Annotated in this window: 13 protein-coding genes; 11 read left to right on the forward strand and 2 right to left on the reverse strand. The window is 68.9% G+C overall.

The window, feature by feature from the left end; all coding sequences use genetic code 11:
• Nucleotides 1-86 precede the first annotated feature (86 nt).
• Nucleotides 87-1,532 (forward strand): NAD-dependent succinate-semialdehyde dehydrogenase, encoded by a 1,446-nt coding sequence (locus DCN14_RS07570; RefSeq protein ID WP_096498566.1) that lies wholly within the window; start codon nucleotides 87-89, stop codon nucleotides 1,530-1,532.
• Nucleotides 1,533-1,862: 330 nt separating this feature from the next.
• Here DCN14_RS07570 and tagH read toward each other — a convergent pair whose 3' ends face one another.
• Complete coding sequence (gene tagH / locus DCN14_RS07575) at nucleotides 1,863-3,281, reverse strand: type VI secretion system-associated FHA domain protein TagH (protein ID WP_096498564.1); 1,419 nt, start codon at nucleotides 3,279-3,281, stop codon at nucleotides 1,863-1,865.
• A gap of 47 nt (nucleotides 3,282-3,328) precedes the next feature.
• Nucleotides 3,329-3,715, reverse strand: a complete 387-nt coding sequence (locus DCN14_RS07580; RefSeq protein ID WP_096498562.1) for a TssQ family T6SS-associated lipoprotein — start codon at nucleotides 3,713-3,715, stop codon at nucleotides 3,329-3,331.
• 629 nt (nucleotides 3,716-4,344) lie between these two features.
• Between DCN14_RS07580 and tssJ the strand changes: the two genes are divergently transcribed.
• The 10 genes from tssJ to DCN14_RS07630 all read left to right on the forward strand — a co-directional run bounded on the left by tssJ (nucleotide 4,345) and on the right by DCN14_RS07630 (nucleotide 18,166).
• Complete coding sequence (gene tssJ / locus DCN14_RS07585; protein WP_096498560.1) at nucleotides 4,345-4,860, forward strand: type VI secretion system lipoprotein TssJ; 516 nt, start codon at nucleotides 4,345-4,347, stop codon at nucleotides 4,858-4,860.
• Nucleotides 4,857-6,239, forward strand: a complete 1,383-nt coding sequence (tssK, locus tag DCN14_RS07590) for a type VI secretion system baseplate subunit TssK (RefSeq protein WP_096498558.1) — start codon at nucleotides 4,857-4,859, stop codon at nucleotides 6,237-6,239. Before tssJ ends, tssK begins: the two co-directional genes overlap by 4 nt.
• Before the next feature lie 15 nt (nucleotides 6,240-6,254).
• Nucleotides 6,255-7,574, forward strand: a complete 1,320-nt coding sequence (locus DCN14_RS07595) for a DotU family type VI secretion system protein (RefSeq protein ID WP_115531372.1) — start codon at nucleotides 6,255-6,257, stop codon at nucleotides 7,572-7,574.
• Nucleotide 7,575: 1 nt separating this feature from the next.
• On the forward strand, nucleotides 7,576-11,205 hold the full coding sequence (tssM, locus tag DCN14_RS07600) for a type VI secretion system membrane subunit TssM (protein ID WP_096499358.1): 3,630 nt from the start codon (nucleotides 7,576-7,578) through the stop codon (nucleotides 11,203-11,205).
• Nucleotides 11,187-11,882: a type VI secretion system-associated protein TagF gene (tagF, locus tag DCN14_RS07605; RefSeq protein ID WP_172441855.1), complete on the forward strand. Its 696-nt coding sequence runs from the start codon at nucleotides 11,187-11,189 to the stop codon at nucleotides 11,880-11,882. Before tssM ends, tagF begins: the two co-directional genes overlap by 19 nt.
• Nucleotides 11,883-11,941: 59 nt before the next feature.
• Nucleotides 11,942-14,374, forward strand: a complete 2,433-nt coding sequence (locus DCN14_RS07610; protein WP_096499362.1) for a serine/threonine-protein kinase — start codon at nucleotides 11,942-11,944, stop codon at nucleotides 14,372-14,374.
• The gene (gene tssA, locus DCN14_RS07615; protein WP_096499364.1) at nucleotides 14,361-15,470 is read left to right on the forward strand and encodes a type VI secretion system protein TssA; all 1,110 of its coding nucleotides are present in this window, start codon (nucleotides 14,361-14,363) and stop codon (nucleotides 15,468-15,470) included. Before DCN14_RS07610 ends, tssA begins: the two co-directional genes overlap by 14 nt.
• A 59-nt stretch (nucleotides 15,471-15,529) precedes the next feature.
• Nucleotides 15,530-16,084 (forward strand): type VI secretion system contractile sheath small subunit, encoded by a 555-nt coding sequence (tssB, locus tag DCN14_RS07620; RefSeq protein WP_096499967.1) that lies wholly within the window; start codon nucleotides 15,530-15,532, stop codon nucleotides 16,082-16,084.
• Nucleotides 16,077-17,603: a type VI secretion system contractile sheath large subunit gene (gene tssC, locus DCN14_RS07625; protein WP_096499366.1), complete on the forward strand. Its 1,527-nt coding sequence runs from the start codon at nucleotides 16,077-16,079 to the stop codon at nucleotides 17,601-17,603. Before tssB ends, tssC begins: the two co-directional genes overlap by 8 nt.
• Nucleotides 17,604-17,674: 71 nt before the next feature.
• Nucleotides 17,675-18,166, forward strand: a complete 492-nt coding sequence (locus DCN14_RS07630) for a type VI secretion system tube protein Hcp (protein ID WP_059525502.1) — start codon at nucleotides 17,675-17,677, stop codon at nucleotides 18,164-18,166.
• Nucleotide 18,167 lies beyond the last annotated feature (1 nt).

Here is an 18,167-nt window from a genome sequence, read left to right on the forward strand (position 1 = left end):
GCCCGGCGACGCAGCTCTTTCTGTCAACCCGCGCGCGGCCGTTCGCGGCAGCGCGCGTTTTATCGACGCAAAGTAGGGGTGTCTGGATGGCTAACGTGACTTATACCGATACGCAACTGTTGATCGACGGCGAGTGGGTCGACGCCGCGAGCGGCAAGACGATCGACGTCGTGAACCCGGCGACGGGCAAGGCGATCGGCAAGGTGGCCCACGCGGGCATCGCCGATCTCGATCGCGCGCTGGCTGCCGCGCAGCGCGGTTTCGAAGCATGGCGCAAGGTGCCGGCGCACGAGCGCGCGGCGACGATGCGCAAGGCGGCCGCACTGGTGCGCGAGCGCGCCGACGCGATCGCACAGCTGATGACGCAGGAGCAGGGCAAGCCGCTGACGGAAGCCCGTGTCGAAGTGCTGTCGGCCGCCGACATCATCGAATGGTTCGCGGACGAAGGCCGCCGCGTGTACGGCCGGATCGTGCCGCCGCGCAACCTCGGCGCGCAGCAGACCGTCGTGAAGGAGCCGGTCGGCCCGGTCGCGGCGTTCACGCCGTGGAATTTCCCGGTCAACCAGGTGGTGCGCAAGCTGAGCGCCGCGCTGGCGACCGGCTGTTCGTTCCTCGTGAAGGCGCCGGAAGAAACCCCGGCATCGCCGGCCGCGCTGCTGCGCGCATTCGTCGACGCGGGCGTGCCGGCGGGCGTGATCGGTCTCGTGTACGGCGACCCGGCTGAAATTTCGTCGTACCTGATTCCGCACCCGGTGATCCGCAAGGTGACGTTCACGGGTTCGACGCCGGTCGGCAAGCAGCTCGCCGCGCTCGCCGGTCAGCACATGAAGCGCGCGACGATGGAGCTGGGCGGCCACGCACCGGTGATCGTCGCCGAGGATGCGGATGTCGCGCTGGCGGTGAAGGCCGCCGGTGGCGCGAAGTTCCGCAACGCGGGCCAGGTGTGCATTTCGCCGACGCGTTTCCTCGTGCACAACAGCATCCGCGACGCGTTCACGCGCGCGCTGGTTCAGCATGCGGAGGGGCTGAAGGTCGGTAACGGTCTCGAGGAAGGCACGACGCTCGGCGCGCTGGCGAACCCGCGCCGACTGACTGCGATGGCGTCGGTCGTCGACAACGCGCGCAAGGTCGGCGCGAGCATCGAGACCGGCGGCGAACGGGTCGGCTCGGAAGGCAACTTCTTCGCACCGACCGTGATCTCGAACGTGCCGCTCGAAGCGGACGTGTTCAACAACGAGCCGTTCGGGCCGGTCGCCGCGATCCGCGGTTTCGACAAGCTCGAGGACGCGATCGCCGAAGCGAACCGTCTGCCGTTCGGGCTGGCCGGCTATGCGTTCACGCGTTCGTTCGCGAACGTGCATCTGCTCACGCAGCGTCTCGAAGTCGGAATGCTGTGGATCAACCAGCCCGCGACGCCGTGGCCGGAAATGCCGTTCGGCGGCGTGAAGGATTCGGGTTACGGATCGGAAGGCGGGCCGGAAGCGCTGGAGCCGTATCTCGTGACGAAGTCGGTGACGGTGATGGCGGTCTGACGATCGTTCGACCGCGTGCGTGCCGTAGCTAGCGCGGTGCGCGCGTCGCGTTGCCGGAGGCCGGGCGTTCTGCCCGGCCTTTTTTGCGTTCCGGACGGGATGGTTGCGTCCGCATCGTGCAGTGCCGTCGCGGCATCATCGCGGCTTGCGTTCGCACAGCGCGCGGGCGCAAGCCGCGTGATCCGGTGATGCCGTGATGCCCGGGTCGAGCGCGTCAACGATGCGCGGTCATGGCGGTCGTTCCAGTCGAGCACGGGACACACCGCACACGAAGGCGAATGCGCGACATATTGCCGTCCGTCGCGCCGCGGCACCGGCCGCGCCCGCCATTCAATGCCGGCTGCTGCCGCGATAGCTCTCCACTTCCGCGTCGTACGCCGCAAGAAACGCCTTGCCGAACACCGACGCGAAATCGTCTTCGATCGCGAACACCGTGTCGCGATGGGTCGCCGCGTAGCGATCCCACATCCTCGCCTTGTACAGCGCGGGCACGCGCTTCTCGTACCAGCGCATCGCATCGTCGCGCTCGCGCAGCCGTTGCGGCGAAAAGCGCGTCAGCAAGTCCATCAGCGCGGCGCGCATGCCCGCGACCATGCCGATCTGGTGCGCATGCAGATCCTGGAACGCATCGCTGACCGCACTCTGCGGCGACATGAAGCCCGGCAGCGGCAGGCCGAACATCTGGCGCAGCACGGCACCGCCGTCCGGCAGCAGCTTCAGCGGATTGTTCTCGCGATCGAGCAGCATCGTCATGTGCGCCTTCACCTCCCGCTTCAGGATGCTGCGCGACGACAGCAGCTCGACCGTGCCGTTCGCGAACAGCGCGAGCAACTGCCCCGCGATGTACAACTGCTCGGCCGACCACTGATGCGATTCGGCGGCCGTATCGAGCCCGGCGCCTTCGAAGAACGCGTTCAGCAGTTCATCGGGCGTCGGGATGCGGGGTGCCTGCGGCGCCGGCTCGTCGGCCGGCTGCGGCTCGGCGTGTGCCGCCGCCGGTTGCACGCGCACGTGCTGCGTCCACTCGGGCGCGTGGTCGGCCTGCGTCGCGGACGGCGCGTCGCGACCGGCATGGCCGCGTTCGGTCGATGACGCAGAATCCGGCGCACCGATCTCGGGCGACGACTGCGCGAACAGGTCGAGCGGGTCGATCGACAACTGATTCAGGTCGCGTTGCGATGGCGCCGCCGCTACAGCAGCGTGCGCGGCACGGCTTGCCGGTTGCGCCGCATCCCGGTGCGCCGTGCCGGACCGCGTGTCGGCGTCAACCGCCTTGCCGCGCGGAACCAGGCGTTCCTGCAACAGGCCCCACAGCCGGTTGCCGGCGCCTTTCTCGCCATGCGCGCGCGCGGCAGTCTCCGGCACCGCGCTCCGCAGGTCGCCGTTCGTACCGGAGGCGGCGGGCATGTCGACGACCGGCGCCGCGCGATCGTCGTCGCGCTCGGCTCTCAACACGTACGGCCCGATCCGGATGATGTCGCCGGTATTGAGCGCGCGCTCCTGCGCATAGCCGACCGGCTCGCGATTCACCTCGATCGTCGACACGCTGCTCAGGTTCTTCAGCAGGCACGCATCGTCGCCGACCTGCAGCAGCGCCTGCAGCCGGGAAATCTGCCGGGTGTCGTCGCGCAGCACGAGATGGTTGTCGGTCGCCCGGCCGATGGTGCCGCCGGGCGGGTGGAACACGACGGCGTCGTAGGAGTCGCTTTCGACCGGCTCGCCGGCATGTTCGATCACGATCAGTTGCATGTCATACGTCGCTCGATGAGGAAGCGCTCGCGGGGAAACCGGTTCGGTCAGGATGACGACGCATGTCTGCGGCGCGCGAATTCGAACGCGGGCCCCCAGATCGGATGCCCCTTCTCGGCGGGGGACAAGTCGAAGCGCGGGTTGAGGTCGAGAATCTTCGAGAACTCGGCGCGGCACTGCGTGATGCGGTTCGTCACGCAGTAGCTGAACGCGAGCAGTTTGTGCGCGGCGATCTGCGTGTCGGTGTCGGCCCCGTCGATCTCCTTCGCGCGGCTCAGGATCGCGATCGTGCGTCCGTAGTCGCCGGCGCCATAGGCGGCGCGCGCATTGTCGACCTCGGCGCGCGCCGCCGACTGCGTGGGGGACGTGCTGCACCCGCCGATTCCCAGCAACAAGGCGCCGAGAACAATCACGATCGATGAACGGCCTTTCATTTTGAAATGAAATATTTGCGTAATTGGAAGGTGACACACAAGCGCTGTTGGATTCTAGTGCCAATCATGCCACCGGTTTGCTTCGTTACTTTTTGTTTCATTTCGGGAATTGCGATGGAGTTAGCACTCAAATCGACTACGAATTTCTAGACTTGTTAATCCAGAAAATCGCTTCTATAGTTCGCTGTGCTTTTGGGATTCATCAGCTGTTTGCTCGGCGAGCGTCAATGACCGGAAAAACGGCCATCCGTTCGCGCAATGCAAACAGCCCGACACGACCCGCGAGGCGCTCGCCACCCGTCTCCGAAGGCCAGTGGGCTTGGGTTGCGCGCCCATACAGCAAGTATCCGTGCCATAGAACCGGGCCGCCGCGGCGAGCCGGTCGAATCAACACGTCTTCTAAAAATGACCGAAATCAATTCAATCCATCGTCATCTCCACAATTTCGACCCCGGCCCGTAATTGGAGATTTGACCCGGCTTTTTCAAGAATAAATTGCCGATTGCCATTTGAATGGAAGGATGTGCGAGTTACATAATTACCGGTCAATTAATTGTCCCCTTTTAGTCCCGATCTCCGATTTTGAACGCGAAAATCGGCGGGGGATTATTGGGCTGCGAGGGCGAGATATGCGATGGCGGTCGAGCGGGTTCATCGTATTGGGATGTGTATTGCTGTTGCCCGGGTGCGGCGCCACCGAGCGTGCCGCCGCGGTGCCGTATGCGATCACGGTCGACGTGGCGCCGGACGTCAATCCCGACCTCAACCGCAAGCCGTCGCCGATCGTGCTGAAGGTGTTCCAGCTGCGCGCGGTGTCGACGTTCAACGGCGCAGACTTCTTCTCGCTCCAGGACAAGCCCGAGAACATCCTCGGCGCGGACCTGCTCGGCACCGACCGCGTGATCCTGCGGCCGGGCGAGTCGCGCACGCTGCACTACCGCGGCAATGTCGAGGCCGGCGCGATCGGCGTGGTCGCCGAGTACCGCATGCTCGACAAGAACCGTTGGCGCCTGACGGTGCCGCTGCCGCGCGCGAAGCAGCTCAACGTATACAAGTTCTGGCAGACCTCGCCCGGCGAGTTGAAGCTGTCGATCGCGGTCAGGAACGGCGGTCTCGCGTTGAACGACGCGGGGGGGCGCCCATGACGGAACCGACGATGTCCGCGACGCCGGTCGCCGCACTGCGTCAGCGCGTGGTGTGGACCGAAGGGATGTTCCTGCGCCCGCAGCATTTCCAGCAGCTGGAGCGGCACTGGGAACGCTACGTCGCGCTGCGCTGCCTGCCGCTGCAGGGATTCTACTGGGGCTTCGACTCGCTCGAGATCGACCGTGAGCAGCTCGCGCTCGGCAAGGTCGCGCTGCGCGCGGCGGCCGGCGTGATGCGCGACGGGACGCCGTTCGACCTGTCGCATCCCGACGATCTCCCCGAACCGCTCGACGTGCCGGCCGATGTGAAGGACCAGCTGGTCGTGCTGGCGCTGCCGCTGTGGCGCGGCGGCGGCGAAGAGGTGTCGTTCGGCGCCGATCCGGGCAGCGGCGGCAACATGGACGCCGCGCGCTACGTCGTGCGCGAATACGAGGTGGCCGATGCGAACGCGGTCGCGCTCGGCCCCGCGCTGCTGCAGACGGGGCGCCTGAACGTCCGGCTGATGCTCGACACCGAGCTGACCGGCGACTGGCATGCGCTCGGCGTCGTGCGGATCGTCGAGCGGCGCACCGATGCGCGGCTGCTCGTCGACGACGGCTATATTCCGCCGCGCCTCGTCGCGCAGCGCGACGCCGCGTTGCTGGCGTACACGCGCGAACTGCACGGACTGCTCACGCAGCGCAGCGACGCGCTGGCCGAGCGCCTGTCGGAACCGGGGCGCGGCGGCGTGTCGGAAGTCGCGGATTTCCTGCTGCTGCAGCTCGTGAACCGCTATCTGGCGCTGACCTGGCATGCGCAGCAGGACGTCGCGACGCATCCGGAGGCGCTGTTCTGCGACTGGCTGAAGCTCGCCTGCGACCTCAGCACGTTCACGGCGGCCGGCCGGCGTCCGCAATCGCTCGCGGTCTACGTGCACGACGACCTGCGCACGAGCTTCGCCGAATTGATGACGGAGTTGCGCCGGTCGTTGTCGACGGTGCTGGAGCAAAACGCGATCCAGATCGAGCTGCGCGACGCGGGCAACGGCATCCGGGTCGCGACGCTCGCCGATCCCGCGCTGCGCGACACGGCCGGCTTCGTGCTCGCGGTGCGCGCGGACGTGCCGGCCGACAGCCTGCGTGCACGGTTCCCCGCGCAGGCGAAGCTCGGCCCGGTCGAACGGATCCGCGATCTGGTGCAGTTGCAGCTGCCGGGCATCGCGATGCGCCAGTTGCCTGTCGCGCCGCGGCAGATCCCGTACCACGCGGGTCATACCTATTTCGAGATCGACAAGGGCGGCGACCTGTGGAAGCAGCTGGCGCGCTCCGGCGGTCTTGCATTTCATTTCGCCGGCGAATTCCCGGGGCTCTCGATGGAGTTCTGGGCGATCCGCGGGTGAGGGCGGGGCAGCGCGATGAATTCTTCCTCCGATTCGATCTCCGCCGGCGCCGGCGGATTCGTGCCGCCGAATCCGGGCGGCACGCATCCGGCCGCCGCGGCCGGCGCGGCCGGGCCGACGGCGCAGCAGCCGCGGCCCGGCCGCTGGGCCGCGAGCGGCACGAATCCGCTCGTCGCGGCCGCGAACCCGCTGCTCAATCTCGTGCCGCAGATCCGTTCGACCGTCCATCATCCGAATCCGGCGTGGCTGCGCGAGCACCTCGTCGTCGAGATCCGCCAGTTCGAGGCGCGCGCGCAGGAAGCCGGCGTGCCGTCGGAGGCGATCATCGGCGCGCGCTATTGCCTGTGCACGGCGCTCGACGAAGCGGCCGCGCTGACGCCGTGGGGCGGCAGCGTGTGGTCGTCCCACAGCCTGCTCGTGTCGTTCCACAACGAAACCTGGGGCGGCGAGAAGTTCTTCCACCTGCTCGAACGCCTGTCCCAGCAGCCGCGCCAGCACCTCGACCTGCTGGAGCTGCTGTATTTCTGTCTCGCGCTCGGCTTCGAGGGCCGCTATCGGGTGCTCGACAACGGCCACGCGGAGCTCGACGCGCTGCGCCGCAAGCTGGCCCACACGATCCGGTCGGTTCGCGGCGAATTCGATCCCGCGCTGTCGCCGCACTGGCGCGACGTCGTCACGCGCGACGTGTCGCGCCGCTTCGTCGTGCCGCTGTGGGTGTGCGTGGCGCTCGCGCTGCTGATCGGGTTCGGCGTGTTCGTCGGGTTGCGCATCGCGCTGGCCGGACATTCGGATCAGTTGTTCGCGTCGATCGACGCGCTGCACGTGCCGAAGCTGCAGCCCGCGCAGGCGCCGCCGCGCCCGGCACCGGCGCCGCGCATCGCGAAATTCCTCGCGCCCGAGATCGCGGCCGGCCTCGTGTCGGTGCGCGACGGCGCCGATCGCAGCGTGATCGTGCTGCGCGGCGACGGGCTGTTCAAGTCCGGTTCGACGTCGGTGATCGATCGTTACGCGCCGGTGCTCGCGCGGGTCGCGGATGCGCTGAACCAGGTGCCCGGCAACGTGCGCGTGACCGGCTATACCGACGACACGCCGGTGCATACGGCACGCTTCGCGTCGAACTGGGATCTGTCGCGCGAACGCGCGGAGGCCGTGCGCAGCATGCTCGCCGCGCGCCTCGACCATCCGGAGCGGCTCGCGGCCGAGGGGCGCGGCACGCTCGATCCGGTCGCGCCGAACGATACGCCCGCGAACCGCGCGCTGAACCGGCGCGTCGAGATCACGCTGCTGCCGGCGCCCGGCAGCGCCGCCGTCGGCGCCACGCCGGGAGCGCATTGACATGAACCAGGCTGTCGCGCGTTTCGTCCGGCCGTTGCCGTCGCGGGAGATCTGGACCTTCGCCGGTCTCGTCGTGCTCGCCTGCTTCGTGTGGCTCGCCGGGCCGCTGTTCGCGTTCGCCGACGTCCGGCCGCTCGAGAGCGGCTGGGCGCGCGGCGTGACGATCGCGGCGCTGTTCGTCGCGTGGGGCGCACGCGTGGCGTGGCGAAGCTGGCGCGCGAGCCGCCTGAACGCCCAGTTGCTGAACCAGTTGCGCGAAGCCGCGCCCGGTCCGGCCATCGCCGACGATCCGGCGAAGGCGCAGCTCGACGAGTTGCGCAGCCGCTTCGACGAGGCCGCGACATTGCTGAAGAAAGTCCGCTTCGGGCAGGCCGATACCGCGCGCAAGGGGCTGGCGCACTGGTTCGACCGGATGTCGCGCCAGTATCTGTATCAGTTGCCGTGGTACGTGTTCATCGGTGCGCCGGGCTCGGGCAAGACGACCGCGCTGGTCAATTCGGGGCTCAGTTTTCCGCTCGCCGAGCAGTTCGGCCGGGCCGCAATTCGCGGCGTGGGCGGCACCCGGCACTGCGACTGGTGGTTCACGAACGACGCGGTGCTGATCGACACGGCCGGCCGCTATACGACGCACGAAGGCAACCGCGCGCTGGACGAAGCCGAGTGGAAGGGTTTCGTCGAGCTGCTGAAGAAGTACCGCACGCGCCAGCCGCTGAACGGCGCGATGCTGACGATCAGCGTCGCCGATCTGGTCGGCGCGTCGGAGGCCGAGCGTACGCAGCACGCGATGGTACTGCGCAAGCGGCTGCTCGAACTGCGCGCGCAGCTCGGCATCCGCTTCCCCGTCTACCTGCTCGTGACGAAGGCCGACCTGCTGGCCGGCTTCACCGAGTATTTCGGCGGCTTCGGCCGCGCGGAATGCGCGCAGGTGTGGGGCTTCACGTTCCCGCTCGCGCAGAGCGAGGCGCCAGGCTTCGACCTGCGCGCCGCGTTCGACCGCGAATACCGGCTGCTGCATCAGCGGCTGAACGACGGGCTGCCCGAGCTGCTCGCGACGCAGACCGATGCACGCCAGCGCGAGATGGCGTATCTGCTGCCGCAGCAGGTCGCCGATCTGCAGGACATGCTGGGCCAGTTCGTCGCCGAGGTGTTTTCCGTGTCGAGCTTCGAGCCGATGCCGATGCTGCGCGGCGTGTATCTGACGAGCGGCACGCAGGAAGGCACGGCGTTCGACCGCGTGATGAGCGGCATCAAGCGTTTCCTGAAGATCGAGGGCGTGCCGCCGGTCGCCCAGGTCGGCTCGACCGGGCGCAGCTTCTTCCTGAAGTCGCTGCTGCAGGAACACATCTTCCGCGAGGCCGCGCTCGCCGGCAGCGACCTGCGCTGGCATCAGAAACGGCGCGTGCTGCAGATCGCCGGCTACGCGCTGCTCGCGATCGTGTGCGTGGCGGTGCTGGCCGCGTGGCTGCGCAGCTACGCGAACAATCGCGCGTATCTCGACCGGATCGCGCAGCGCGTGCCGGCCGTCGATTCGCAGATCGCCGGCGCGACATTCTCCGATGCGTCCGATATCGCGCGGCTGCTGCCCGTGCTCGACGCGCTCGGCGGGCTCGCGAATGCCGGCGGCGTCGACCGCGCGCATCCGCCGCTCGCGTATCGCTGGGGGCTCTTTCAGGGCGAGAAGATCGACGAGGCCGTCGACGCCGTGTACCGGCGCGCGCTCGAGGACGTGCTGCTGCCGATCGCCGCGAGCCGGATGGAGGCCGCGCTGCGCGACGCGCGGCCGGACGAAACCGACTACGCGTATGCGGCGCTGAAGGCGTACCTGATGCTGTACGACAGCGCGCACTACGATCCCGCGTTCGTGCAGGCCGTCGTCGACCTGGAGATGGAGCGTTCGCTGCCGCCCGATTTCTCGCCGGCCGAACGCTCGGCGCTGCGCGCGCATCTCGCCGCGCTGTTCGGCAACCGGGTGGCGGTGTCGCCGTATCCGATGAACGAGCGGCTCGTGGCCGACGTGCGCGACCGGCTGCGGCAGGTGCCGTTTTCGCAGCGGCTGTACCGCCAGCTCACGCGCACGCTGCGGCCGGCAACGTCCGTGTTCGACTTCAGCGTCGCGCGCGCGGTCGGGCCGGATGCGTCGCTGGTGTTTCGCCGGCAGAGCGGCAAGCCGCTGTCGGAAGGCGTGCCGGGCCTGTATACGCGCAACGGCTATCGCAACGTATTCTCGCCGCGTCTCGCCAGCGAAGTCGACGCGTACGGGCGCGAAGAAGTGTGGGTGCTGAACCTCGGGCTGTCCGAGATTCCCGGGCCGAACGACGCCGGCGCGTGGGCGCGCGACATCCGCCAGCTGTACCTGAACGACTACCTGAAGATCTGGGACGACTATCTCGCCGACATCAAGCTGCAGCATACGGCGACGCTCGCGCAGAGCATCCAGGTCGCGCGTGCGCTGTCGGCGGCGGATTCGCCGCTCACACGGCTGATGGTTGCGCTCGCACGCGATACGGCGCTCGGCGATGCGCCGGGCGGTGCGCCCAATCTCGCGTCGCGCGCACAGGACAAGGTCGACGAGGCGCGCAACTCGTTGTCGCAGATCTTCGCCGGGCAGGGCGCGAGCGACGCGAATCCGTCCGCGGCGGCGCCCGCGAGCCCCGAGCAGGTGGTCGACAGTCACTTCGCCGGGCTGCGCGCGTTCGCGCCGGGCAGCGGCGACCAGGCGCAGGCGTTCGATGCGGTGCTGAAGTCGATCGACGCGCTCTATACGTACCTGACGGCCACCGATGACGCATTGCGCAGCGGCGCACAGCCGCCGCCGTCCGACGCGCCCGCGCGTCTGCGCGCCCAGGCCGGGCGGCTGCCCACGCCGTTCCGCGACGTGCTCGACGACCTGTCGAACGTCGCGAACGGCAGCGTCGCGACCGTCGAGCAGCGCAGCGTCGCCCAGCGGGCCGGCGCGAACGTCGGCGATTTCTGCCGGCAGGCGATCGCGGGCCGCTATCCGTTCGCGCGCGGCGCGTCGCGCGACGTCGCGCCGGCGGATTTTGCGCAGATGTTCGCGCCGGGCGGCCTGATGGACGATTTCTTCCAGAAGAACCTGCAGTCGATCGTCGATACGACGTCGCACCCGTGGCGTTTCGCGAACCGCAATGCGGATGCCGATCCGGCCGCGGCGGCGATGCTGTCGTCGTTCGAGAAGGCCGCGGTGATCCGCGACGTCTATTTCGGCGGCGGCGCGCGTACGGCGCAGCTGAAGGTGCAGATCCAGCCGCTCGAAATGGACCCGTCGATCACGGAGATGGTGCTCGACGTCGACGGCCAGATCGTCCGCTACGCGCACGGCCCGCTCGTGCAGAGCGCGGTGGACTGGCCGGGCCCGCGCGGCAGCAACCAGGTGCGGCTGCAGGTGTCGGGGCAAGCCGGCGCGAGCGACGGCTTCACCACCGACGGGCCGTGGGCGCTGCACCGGCTGTTCGACCGTGCGGCCGTGTCGGCCGGGCGCGGCTCGGACCAGATGATCGCCCGCTTCACGGTCGACGGCAAACCGCTCGTGCTGCAGGTGAATGCCGGCAGTGTCCGCAATCCGTTCAGGCTGCCCCAGATGGAGTCCTTTACATGCCCTCCGAAGCAATGAGCCGCATCCCGCCGCTCACGCGCGCCGACGGCGACGCCCCGGCCTGGTACGGAAAGATTCCCGGCGCCGGCGACTTCGTGAACAGCCGGCTGCCGCATGCGCTCGCGCTCTGGTGGGAACGCTGGCTTCAGCAGGGGATGGCCGCGATGCGCCAGCGCGGCCCGGACGAGATCGCGCGCCACTACACGGTCGCGCCGGTCTGGAATTTCCTGATCCCGGCGGGCGCCGGTGCGGCGTGCGTGCAGGCCGGCTGTCTCGCCCCGAGCTGCGATCGCGTCGGGCGCTACTACCCGGTGATCGTCACGCTGCCGATGCCGGCGGCCGACTACTGGAACGGGCTGCCGGATGCCGCCGACGCGTTCTACTGGCAGATCGGCCATGCACTGCTCGACGCGATCCGGCATGCGCGCGCGCCGGTCGATCTCGAGCAGACGCTCGATCGCGTGCGGCTCGCGGCGGGCGGCGCGCCGCCGGCGGAGCGCGTCGACGGCCTGCCGGCGCCGCTGCCGCAGCGGCCGGCGCTCGCCGCATGGCCCGGGCTGTCGGGCTATTTCGATCCGCACGGCGGGACGAGTTTCTGGTGGACCAATCGTGCCGACGGATCGCCGCTGCGCACGCATGCGCATACGGGCGCGCCCGACAACGCGCTGTTCCTGACGCTGTTCGGCGACGGCTGATGGCCGGCGCTCGACGGCAGGCAACGCGGGCAACACGGATGCGGTATCGCGAGGTAGACATGAAGGACCCTGTATCGAGAGACAACGAGCACGACACGGCGACCCGCGGCGACGCGCCGGAATTCACGGTGCGGCCGCTGCCGCTCGGTCATCGCCTGGGCGAGCTGCAGCTCGACGAGGTGCTGGGCATCGGCGGTTTCGGCATCGTCTATCGCGCTTTCGACCGCACGTTGCGGCGCGCGGTCGCGATCAAGGAGTACATGCCGTCGATGCTCGCGACGCGCGGCGGCGACTACACGGTGTCGCTGCGCTCCGAGCGGTTCGCGCAGGCGTTCGACGCGGGACGCGGCGCGTTCCTCAACGAGGCGCGCCTGCTGGCGCAATTCGACCACCCGGGGCTCGTCAAGGTGCTGCATTTCTGGGAGAGCCACGGCACCGCGTACATGGTGATGCCGTTCTACGAAGGGCGCACGCTCAAGCAACTGCTCGACAGCGGCATGCGGATGAGCGAGACGCAATTGCGCGGCATCGTCGGCGCGCTGCTCGGTGCGCTCGACACGCTGCATCGCGCGCAGTGCTTTCATCGCGACGTCGCGCTCGACAACGTGCTGATCCGCCCGAACGGCAGCGCGATCCTGCTCGACTTCGGCGCGGCGCGCAAACGGATCGGCGATCTCGTCGACGACGGCGCGATGATGATCAAGCCCGGCTACGCACCGATCGAGCAGTACACCGACGATCCCGCATTCAGCCAGGGGCCGTGGACGGATCTCTATGCACTCGGCGCGGTGATGCACGCGATGATCACCGGCGAACTGCCGCCGGCGGCCGTCGTGCGCAGCATCAAGGACACGTACCGGCCACTCGCGTCGCGCGAGTTGCCGGCCGGCGAGGTATACAGCCCGGCGTTTCTCGCGGCGATCGATCATGCGCTGCAGTTGCGGATCCCGGATCGGCCGGAGTCGGTCGCGGCGTTCGCGGCGGAACTCGGGTTGCGTGATCTCGACCGGACGGGCGGCGGGTATGGCGCGGCGGTTGTGACGCCGGCCGGGGATGCGGGGGACAGTGGGGAGGGGAAGGTGGCTGCCGGGGTTTCGGGGGCCGCTGCCGCTCTCACTCCCGCTGCCGCTGCCGCTGCCGCGACGAAGGCGTCGGCGTCGGTTGGTGAAGGCGGCACGGCGTCGGGCAACGCAACCGCTGATGTGCGAGGGGCGCAGCCTCAGCAGCCCGAAGGTCGGTCGAACACACCGGACACGCAGTCTGCCGCGGCCGATGCCGCTGGAGACAAGCCGGAAGACAGCGTGCCTTCGGCGGCGAAGACGGCTGCCGCTGTGGGAGCGGCAGCGGGCGCGCTATCCGCTTCGTCCGCTTCTTCGTCCGTAGCGCAAACGTCGCCGGCTTCCGCGAAAACAGCGCGCTCCGACGGACGTGAAGCCGAGGCGGAACGCGCACAGGACGCGCCGCGGGATGCACGGTCGGCTTCGAAGACCGAAGCGCACGACGACACCGGCATGCGATCGGCAAGCGCCGGGGCGGGCATCGGGCAGCGCGATGCAACGGATATCGGGAACCCGAGTGGAACGGTGGGGCCGATTGCTGGTGCTGCTGGTGCTGCTGGTGCTGCTGGTGCTGCTGGTGCTGCTGGTGCTGCTGGTGCATCCACGTCGACGTCCCCGGCGGGCGCATCGCTTCCGGCCGGCACGCCACGCCGCCCGTCGTTCACCCGGACGGGCAACCGGCGCATCCCGACCTACGTCGGTGGCGCGCTGGCGGTGCTGATCGTCGTCGGCATCGCCGCGACCTATCTGTCGCGCCCCGCGAAAGTCGAGAATGAACCGGAAGCCGGCGCAAGCCAGCCGCAAGCGGGCGCTGCGTCTTCGGCCGGTGCGTCGGACACGGCGCTCGCGCAGCACGGCCCGACGCCGATCGTCGTGCCGCCGTCGAGCCTGCCGGCCGGATCGTCCGCACAGGTGCCGCCGCCGTCGCTGGCCGCCACACCCGCCAGCACGCCCGCCGCCGTGGCGGCCGGCTCCGCGCCACAGGTTGCGACGACCGCCACGGACATCGCAGCCGCCACGCCACCGCAAGCCGGCTCCGGCTCGACGATTGCGCCGGCCGGCAGCCTCGATGCGTCCGAGCGCGTCGTCACTGTGCCGCCGTCGGAAGCCGCCGCGTCGCCGCCGACGGCACCGGTGCCAGCCCCGGCATCGCCATCGGACGCCGACACGGCGGTCGCCGCGGTCAACGCACAGGCCACCGAGCCGCGTCCCCCGAAACAGGAAACCGTCCAGGTGCGTTTCAACGTGCGTCCGTGGGGCGACGTGTACGTGAACGGCGCGCGGCGCGGCGCGAGCCCGCCGCTGCGCGCGGTGTCGCTGACGCCGGGCGTCTATCAGATCGAGATCCGCAACGGTTCCCTGCCGCCGTTGCACCGCACCGTGGCGATCGATTTCGGCAGCAAACCGATCAACATCGACTATGCATTCGAATGACGTCAGCCAGGCGGCGCTGGCCGCCGCCGTCGCGTCCTCGCCGTCGTCCGGCCTGTCGGCGACGCCGCGCGCCGACCTGATCGGCCGGCTGCTCGCGGAGGTCGCGCCCGATGCGCCGTGCGGGGCGAACCTCGAATACGACGCCGAGTTCATGCAGCTTCAGCAGCGGGCGACGCCGCGCGCCGAGCAGCAGTACGGCGACACCGTGATTCCGGCGGAAACGCCCGACTGGCGCGCGGTCGAGCGTCTCGCACTTGCGCTGAGCGAACGGACGAAGGACCTGCGCGTCGCCGCGTATCTCGCGCGCAGCTGGACCGAGCAGCACGGCATGCCCGGCTACGCGGACGGGCTCGCGGTCGTCGCGGGCTGGCTCGAGCGCTGGTGGGACGATCTTCATCCACGCCTCGACGCCGACGGCGAACCCGACCCGACACCGCGGATGACTGCGCTCGCCGATGTCGCCGGCGCGCACGAGTGCGCGCGCGCGGCACGGCGCCAGCCGCTGTTCGACGGCGGCCCGAGCGTGCGCGATGCCGAACGCGCGCTCGACGGCCGCGACGAAGCCGGCGGGCCGGCGGCAGGCGGCGTCGGCAGCCTGGTCGCCGCGCTGTCGACCGCGGGCGACGACGGCCGCGTGCCGGTCGATGTCGTGCGTGCCGCGCTGCGCGCACTGGACGCGATCCGCGCGCACGTGACCGACCGGCTCGGCAACGAATGGTCGCCGGATGCGAGCGATACGGAGAAGGCATTGCAACGGATCGCCCGTGAAGTGCCGGTGCACGAACCCGCGCCGGCGGCGCAGCAGCCGGCCGCACCGGACGGTTCGACGCCGGCGGCGCAGGCCGCATCGGCGCCGGCGGGGGTGCCGAACGGGCAGGCGTGGCGCGATGCCGAGGTCACGAGCCGAGACGACGTGCGCATCGGCCTCGACAAGATGTGCCGCTATTTCGAACTGCACGAGCCGAGCCACCCGGCGCCGCTGCTGCTGCGGCGCGCGCAGCGGCTGCTCGCGCTCGACTTCTACGAAATCATCCGGGATCTCGCTCCGGAGAGCCTGCCGAAGCTGGACCTGCTGAGCGGCGAGCGGAGCGAATGAGGCAGGCCGCCATGCGGCGGCGGCGTACACGCAATCTGATCGATGTGAAGGAGTGGACGATGACGGACAGAACCAGGGCGGCAGGCAGCGGACAGAAGTTCATCGCGCGCAATCGGGCGCCGCGCGTGCAGATCGAGTATGACGTCGAGACCTACGGCGCGGAGCGCAAGGTGCAGTTGCCGTTCGTGATGGGCGTCATCGCGGACCTGGCGGGCAAGCGCGCCGAACCGCTGCCGGACCTGCCGGAGCGCAAGTTCCTCGAGGTCGACATCGACAACTTCGACGAGCGGATGAAGTCGGTCGCGCCGCGCGTCGCGTTCCAGGTGCCGAACACGCTGACGGGCGAAGGGATGCTCAGCGTCGATCTGACGTTCGAGCAGATCGACGATTTCTCGCCGGCGGCGATCGCGCGCAACGTCGACGCGCTGCGCCGCCTCCTGGACGCGCGCACCGAGCTGTCGAACCTGCTGTCGTACATGGACGGCAAGCACGGCGCCGAGCAGCTGATCGAACGCGCGATCAACGACCCCGACCTGCTGAAGACGCTGGTGCGCGAGCCGCGCCCCGCCGCGCAGGGCGGCGACGCGACCCAACCGGAGGCCCGCGATGAATGATCCCGCCCAATCCCGTGCCGATGCACGCGACACGCTCGACACCCGCGGCGGTACAGCGTCGGCCACCGCGCCCGGCGAATTCGCCGCGCTGCTGCAGAAGGCGTTCAAGCCGAAGACGGCCGAGGCGCGCGAGTCGGTCGAGCGCGCGGTGAGCACGCTCGCGCAGCAGGCGCTCGAACACACGGTCGGCATGACGACCGACGCGTACGGCAGCGTGAAGCAGATCATCGCGGAGATCGACCGGAAGCTGTCCGAGCAGATCAACCAGATCCTGCATCACGACGAATTCCAGACGCTCGAAGGCGCGTGGCGTGGCCTGCATTACCTCGTTACGCATACCGAGACCGACGAACTGCTGAAGATCAAGGCGTTGCCGGCGTCGCGCAACGAGGTCGCGCGGATGCTCAAGCGCTACAAGGGTGTCGCGTGGGACCAGAGCCCGCTGTTCCGCAAGATTTACGAGGAGGAGTACGGGCAGTTCGGCGGCGAGCCGTTCGGCTGCCTCGTCGGCGACTTCTACTTCAATCACAGCCCGCCGGACGTCGAGATGCTCGGCGAGCTGTCGAAGATCGCGGCGGCCGCGCATGCGCCGTTCATCGCGGGCGCGTCGCCGGAGCTGATGCAGATGGATTCGTGGCAGGAGCTGTCGAATCCGCGCGATCTGACCAAGATCTTCCAGAACACCGAATACGCGGCCTGGCGCAGCCTGCGGCAGTCGGAGGATTCGCGCTACGTCGGCCTCGCGATGCCGCGCTTTCTCGCGCGGCTGCCGTATGGCGCACGCACCAATCCGGTCGACGAATTCGACTTCGAGGAAGACACCGACGCCGCGAACCACGACCGCTACACGTGGGCGAATTCCGCGTACGCGATGGCCGCGAACATCAATCGCTCGTTCAAGCTGTACGGCTGGTGTTCGTCGATTCGCGGCGTCGAATCGGGCGGGGCGGTCGAAGGGCTGCCGAGTCACACGTTCCCGACCGACGACGGCGGCGTCGACCAGAAATGCCCGACCGAGATCGCGATCAGCGACCGTCGCGAGGCCGAGCTCGCGAAGAACGGCTTCATGCCGTTCGTGCACCGGAAGAACTCGGATTTCGCGGCATTCATCGGCGCGCAGTCGCTGTACCAGCCGGCCGAGTATCACGACCCCGACGCGACCGCGAACGCGCGGCTGTCCGGCCGCCTGCCTTACCTGTTCGCGTGCTGCCGGTTCGCGCACTACCTGAAATGCATCGTGCGCGACAAGATCGGCTCGTTCCGCGAGCGCGACGACATGGAGCGCTGGCTGAACGACTGGATCATGAACTACGTCGATGGCGACCCCGTGAATTCGTCGCAGGAAACCAAGGCGCGCAAGCCGCTCGCGGCGGCACAGGTGGTCGTCGACGAGGTCGAGGACAACCCCGGCTACTACACGTCGAAATTTTTCCTGAGACCGCACTACCAACTCGAAGGGCTCACCGTGTCGCTGCGACTCATCTCGCGGCTGCCGTCCGCGAAGGCGGCGAACGAGTGAACGGCCATCGGCATTCGGGACCGCATTCAACCCGGCATTCAACCTGATTTCGCACCGAAACGGAGACGGCAATGGGCGTGGCAATGTTTATGAAGGTGGACGGCGTGACCGGCGAATCGGCGGACGCGCAGCACAAGGGCTGGACCGACATCGAATCGTTCACGTGGGGCGCGAGCCAGCCGGGCGCGATGGCGAGCGGCAGCGGCGGCAACGCGGGCAAGGCGAGCTTCAACGATCTCGTCGTGGCCGCATACATGGACAAGGGGGCGCCCGCGATCGTCAAGAACTGTGCGAGCGGCAAGCACTTGCCGAAGGTCGAGATCTCCGCGTGCAAGACCGGCGGCACCCAGGTCGAGTTCATGCGCGTGACGCTGCAGGAAGTGCTCGTCACGTCCGCGCAGGTCGCGGGCATCGATCCCGGCGACGCGGCCGACCGGCTGATGATGCACTACGGCTTTCAGGCCGCGAAGGTGAAGAAGCAGTACTGGCAGCAGAACGACAACGGCGGCAAGGGCGCCGAGGTGTCGGTCGGCTGGAACATCAAGGAAAACACCGAGATGTGAC

The sequence above is a fragment of the Burkholderia sp. IDO3 genome, assembly GCF_003366075.1.
Taxonomy (GTDB): Bacteria; Pseudomonadota; Gammaproteobacteria; order Burkholderiales; family Burkholderiaceae; genus Burkholderia; species Burkholderia anthina.

What these genes read in the sequence shown, in the direction of transcription:
- DCN14_RS07570 (WP_096498566.1), top strand. Translation starts at nt 87, where the DNA reads ATGGCTAACGTGACTTATACCGATACGCAACTGTTGATCGACGGCGAG.
- tagH (WP_096498564.1), bottom strand. Translation starts at nt 3,281, where the DNA reads ATGCAACTGATCGTGATCGAACATGCCGGCGAGCCGGTCGAAAGCGAC.
- DCN14_RS07580 (WP_096498562.1), bottom strand. Translation starts at nt 3,715, where the DNA reads ATGAAAGGCCGTTCATCGATCGTGATTGTTCTCGGCGCCTTGTTGCTG.
- tssJ (WP_096498560.1), top strand. Translation starts at nt 4,345, where the DNA reads ATGCGATGGCGGTCGAGCGGGTTCATCGTATTGGGATGTGTATTGCTG.
- tssK (WP_096498558.1), top strand. Translation starts at nt 4,857, where the DNA reads ATGACGGAACCGACGATGTCCGCGACGCCGGTCGCCGCACTGCGTCAG.
- DCN14_RS07595 (WP_115531372.1), top strand. Translation starts at nt 6,255, where the DNA reads ATGAATTCTTCCTCCGATTCGATCTCCGCCGGCGCCGGCGGATTCGTG.
- tssM (WP_096499358.1), top strand. Translation starts at nt 7,576, where the DNA reads ATGAACCAGGCTGTCGCGCGTTTCGTCCGGCCGTTGCCGTCGCGGGAG.
- tagF (WP_172441855.1), top strand. Translation starts at nt 11,187, where the DNA reads ATGCCCTCCGAAGCAATGAGCCGCATCCCGCCGCTCACGCGCGCCGAC.
- DCN14_RS07610 (WP_096499362.1), top strand. Translation starts at nt 11,942, where the DNA reads ATGAAGGACCCTGTATCGAGAGACAACGAGCACGACACGGCGACCCGC.
- tssA (WP_096499364.1), top strand. Translation starts at nt 14,361, where the DNA reads ATGCATTCGAATGACGTCAGCCAGGCGGCGCTGGCCGCCGCCGTCGCG.
- tssB (WP_096499967.1), top strand. Translation starts at nt 15,530, where the DNA reads ATGACGGACAGAACCAGGGCGGCAGGCAGCGGACAGAAGTTCATCGCG.
- tssC (WP_096499366.1), top strand. Translation starts at nt 16,077, where the DNA reads ATGAATGATCCCGCCCAATCCCGTGCCGATGCACGCGACACGCTCGAC.
- DCN14_RS07630 (WP_059525502.1), top strand. Translation starts at nt 17,675, where the DNA reads ATGGGCGTGGCAATGTTTATGAAGGTGGACGGCGTGACCGGCGAATCG.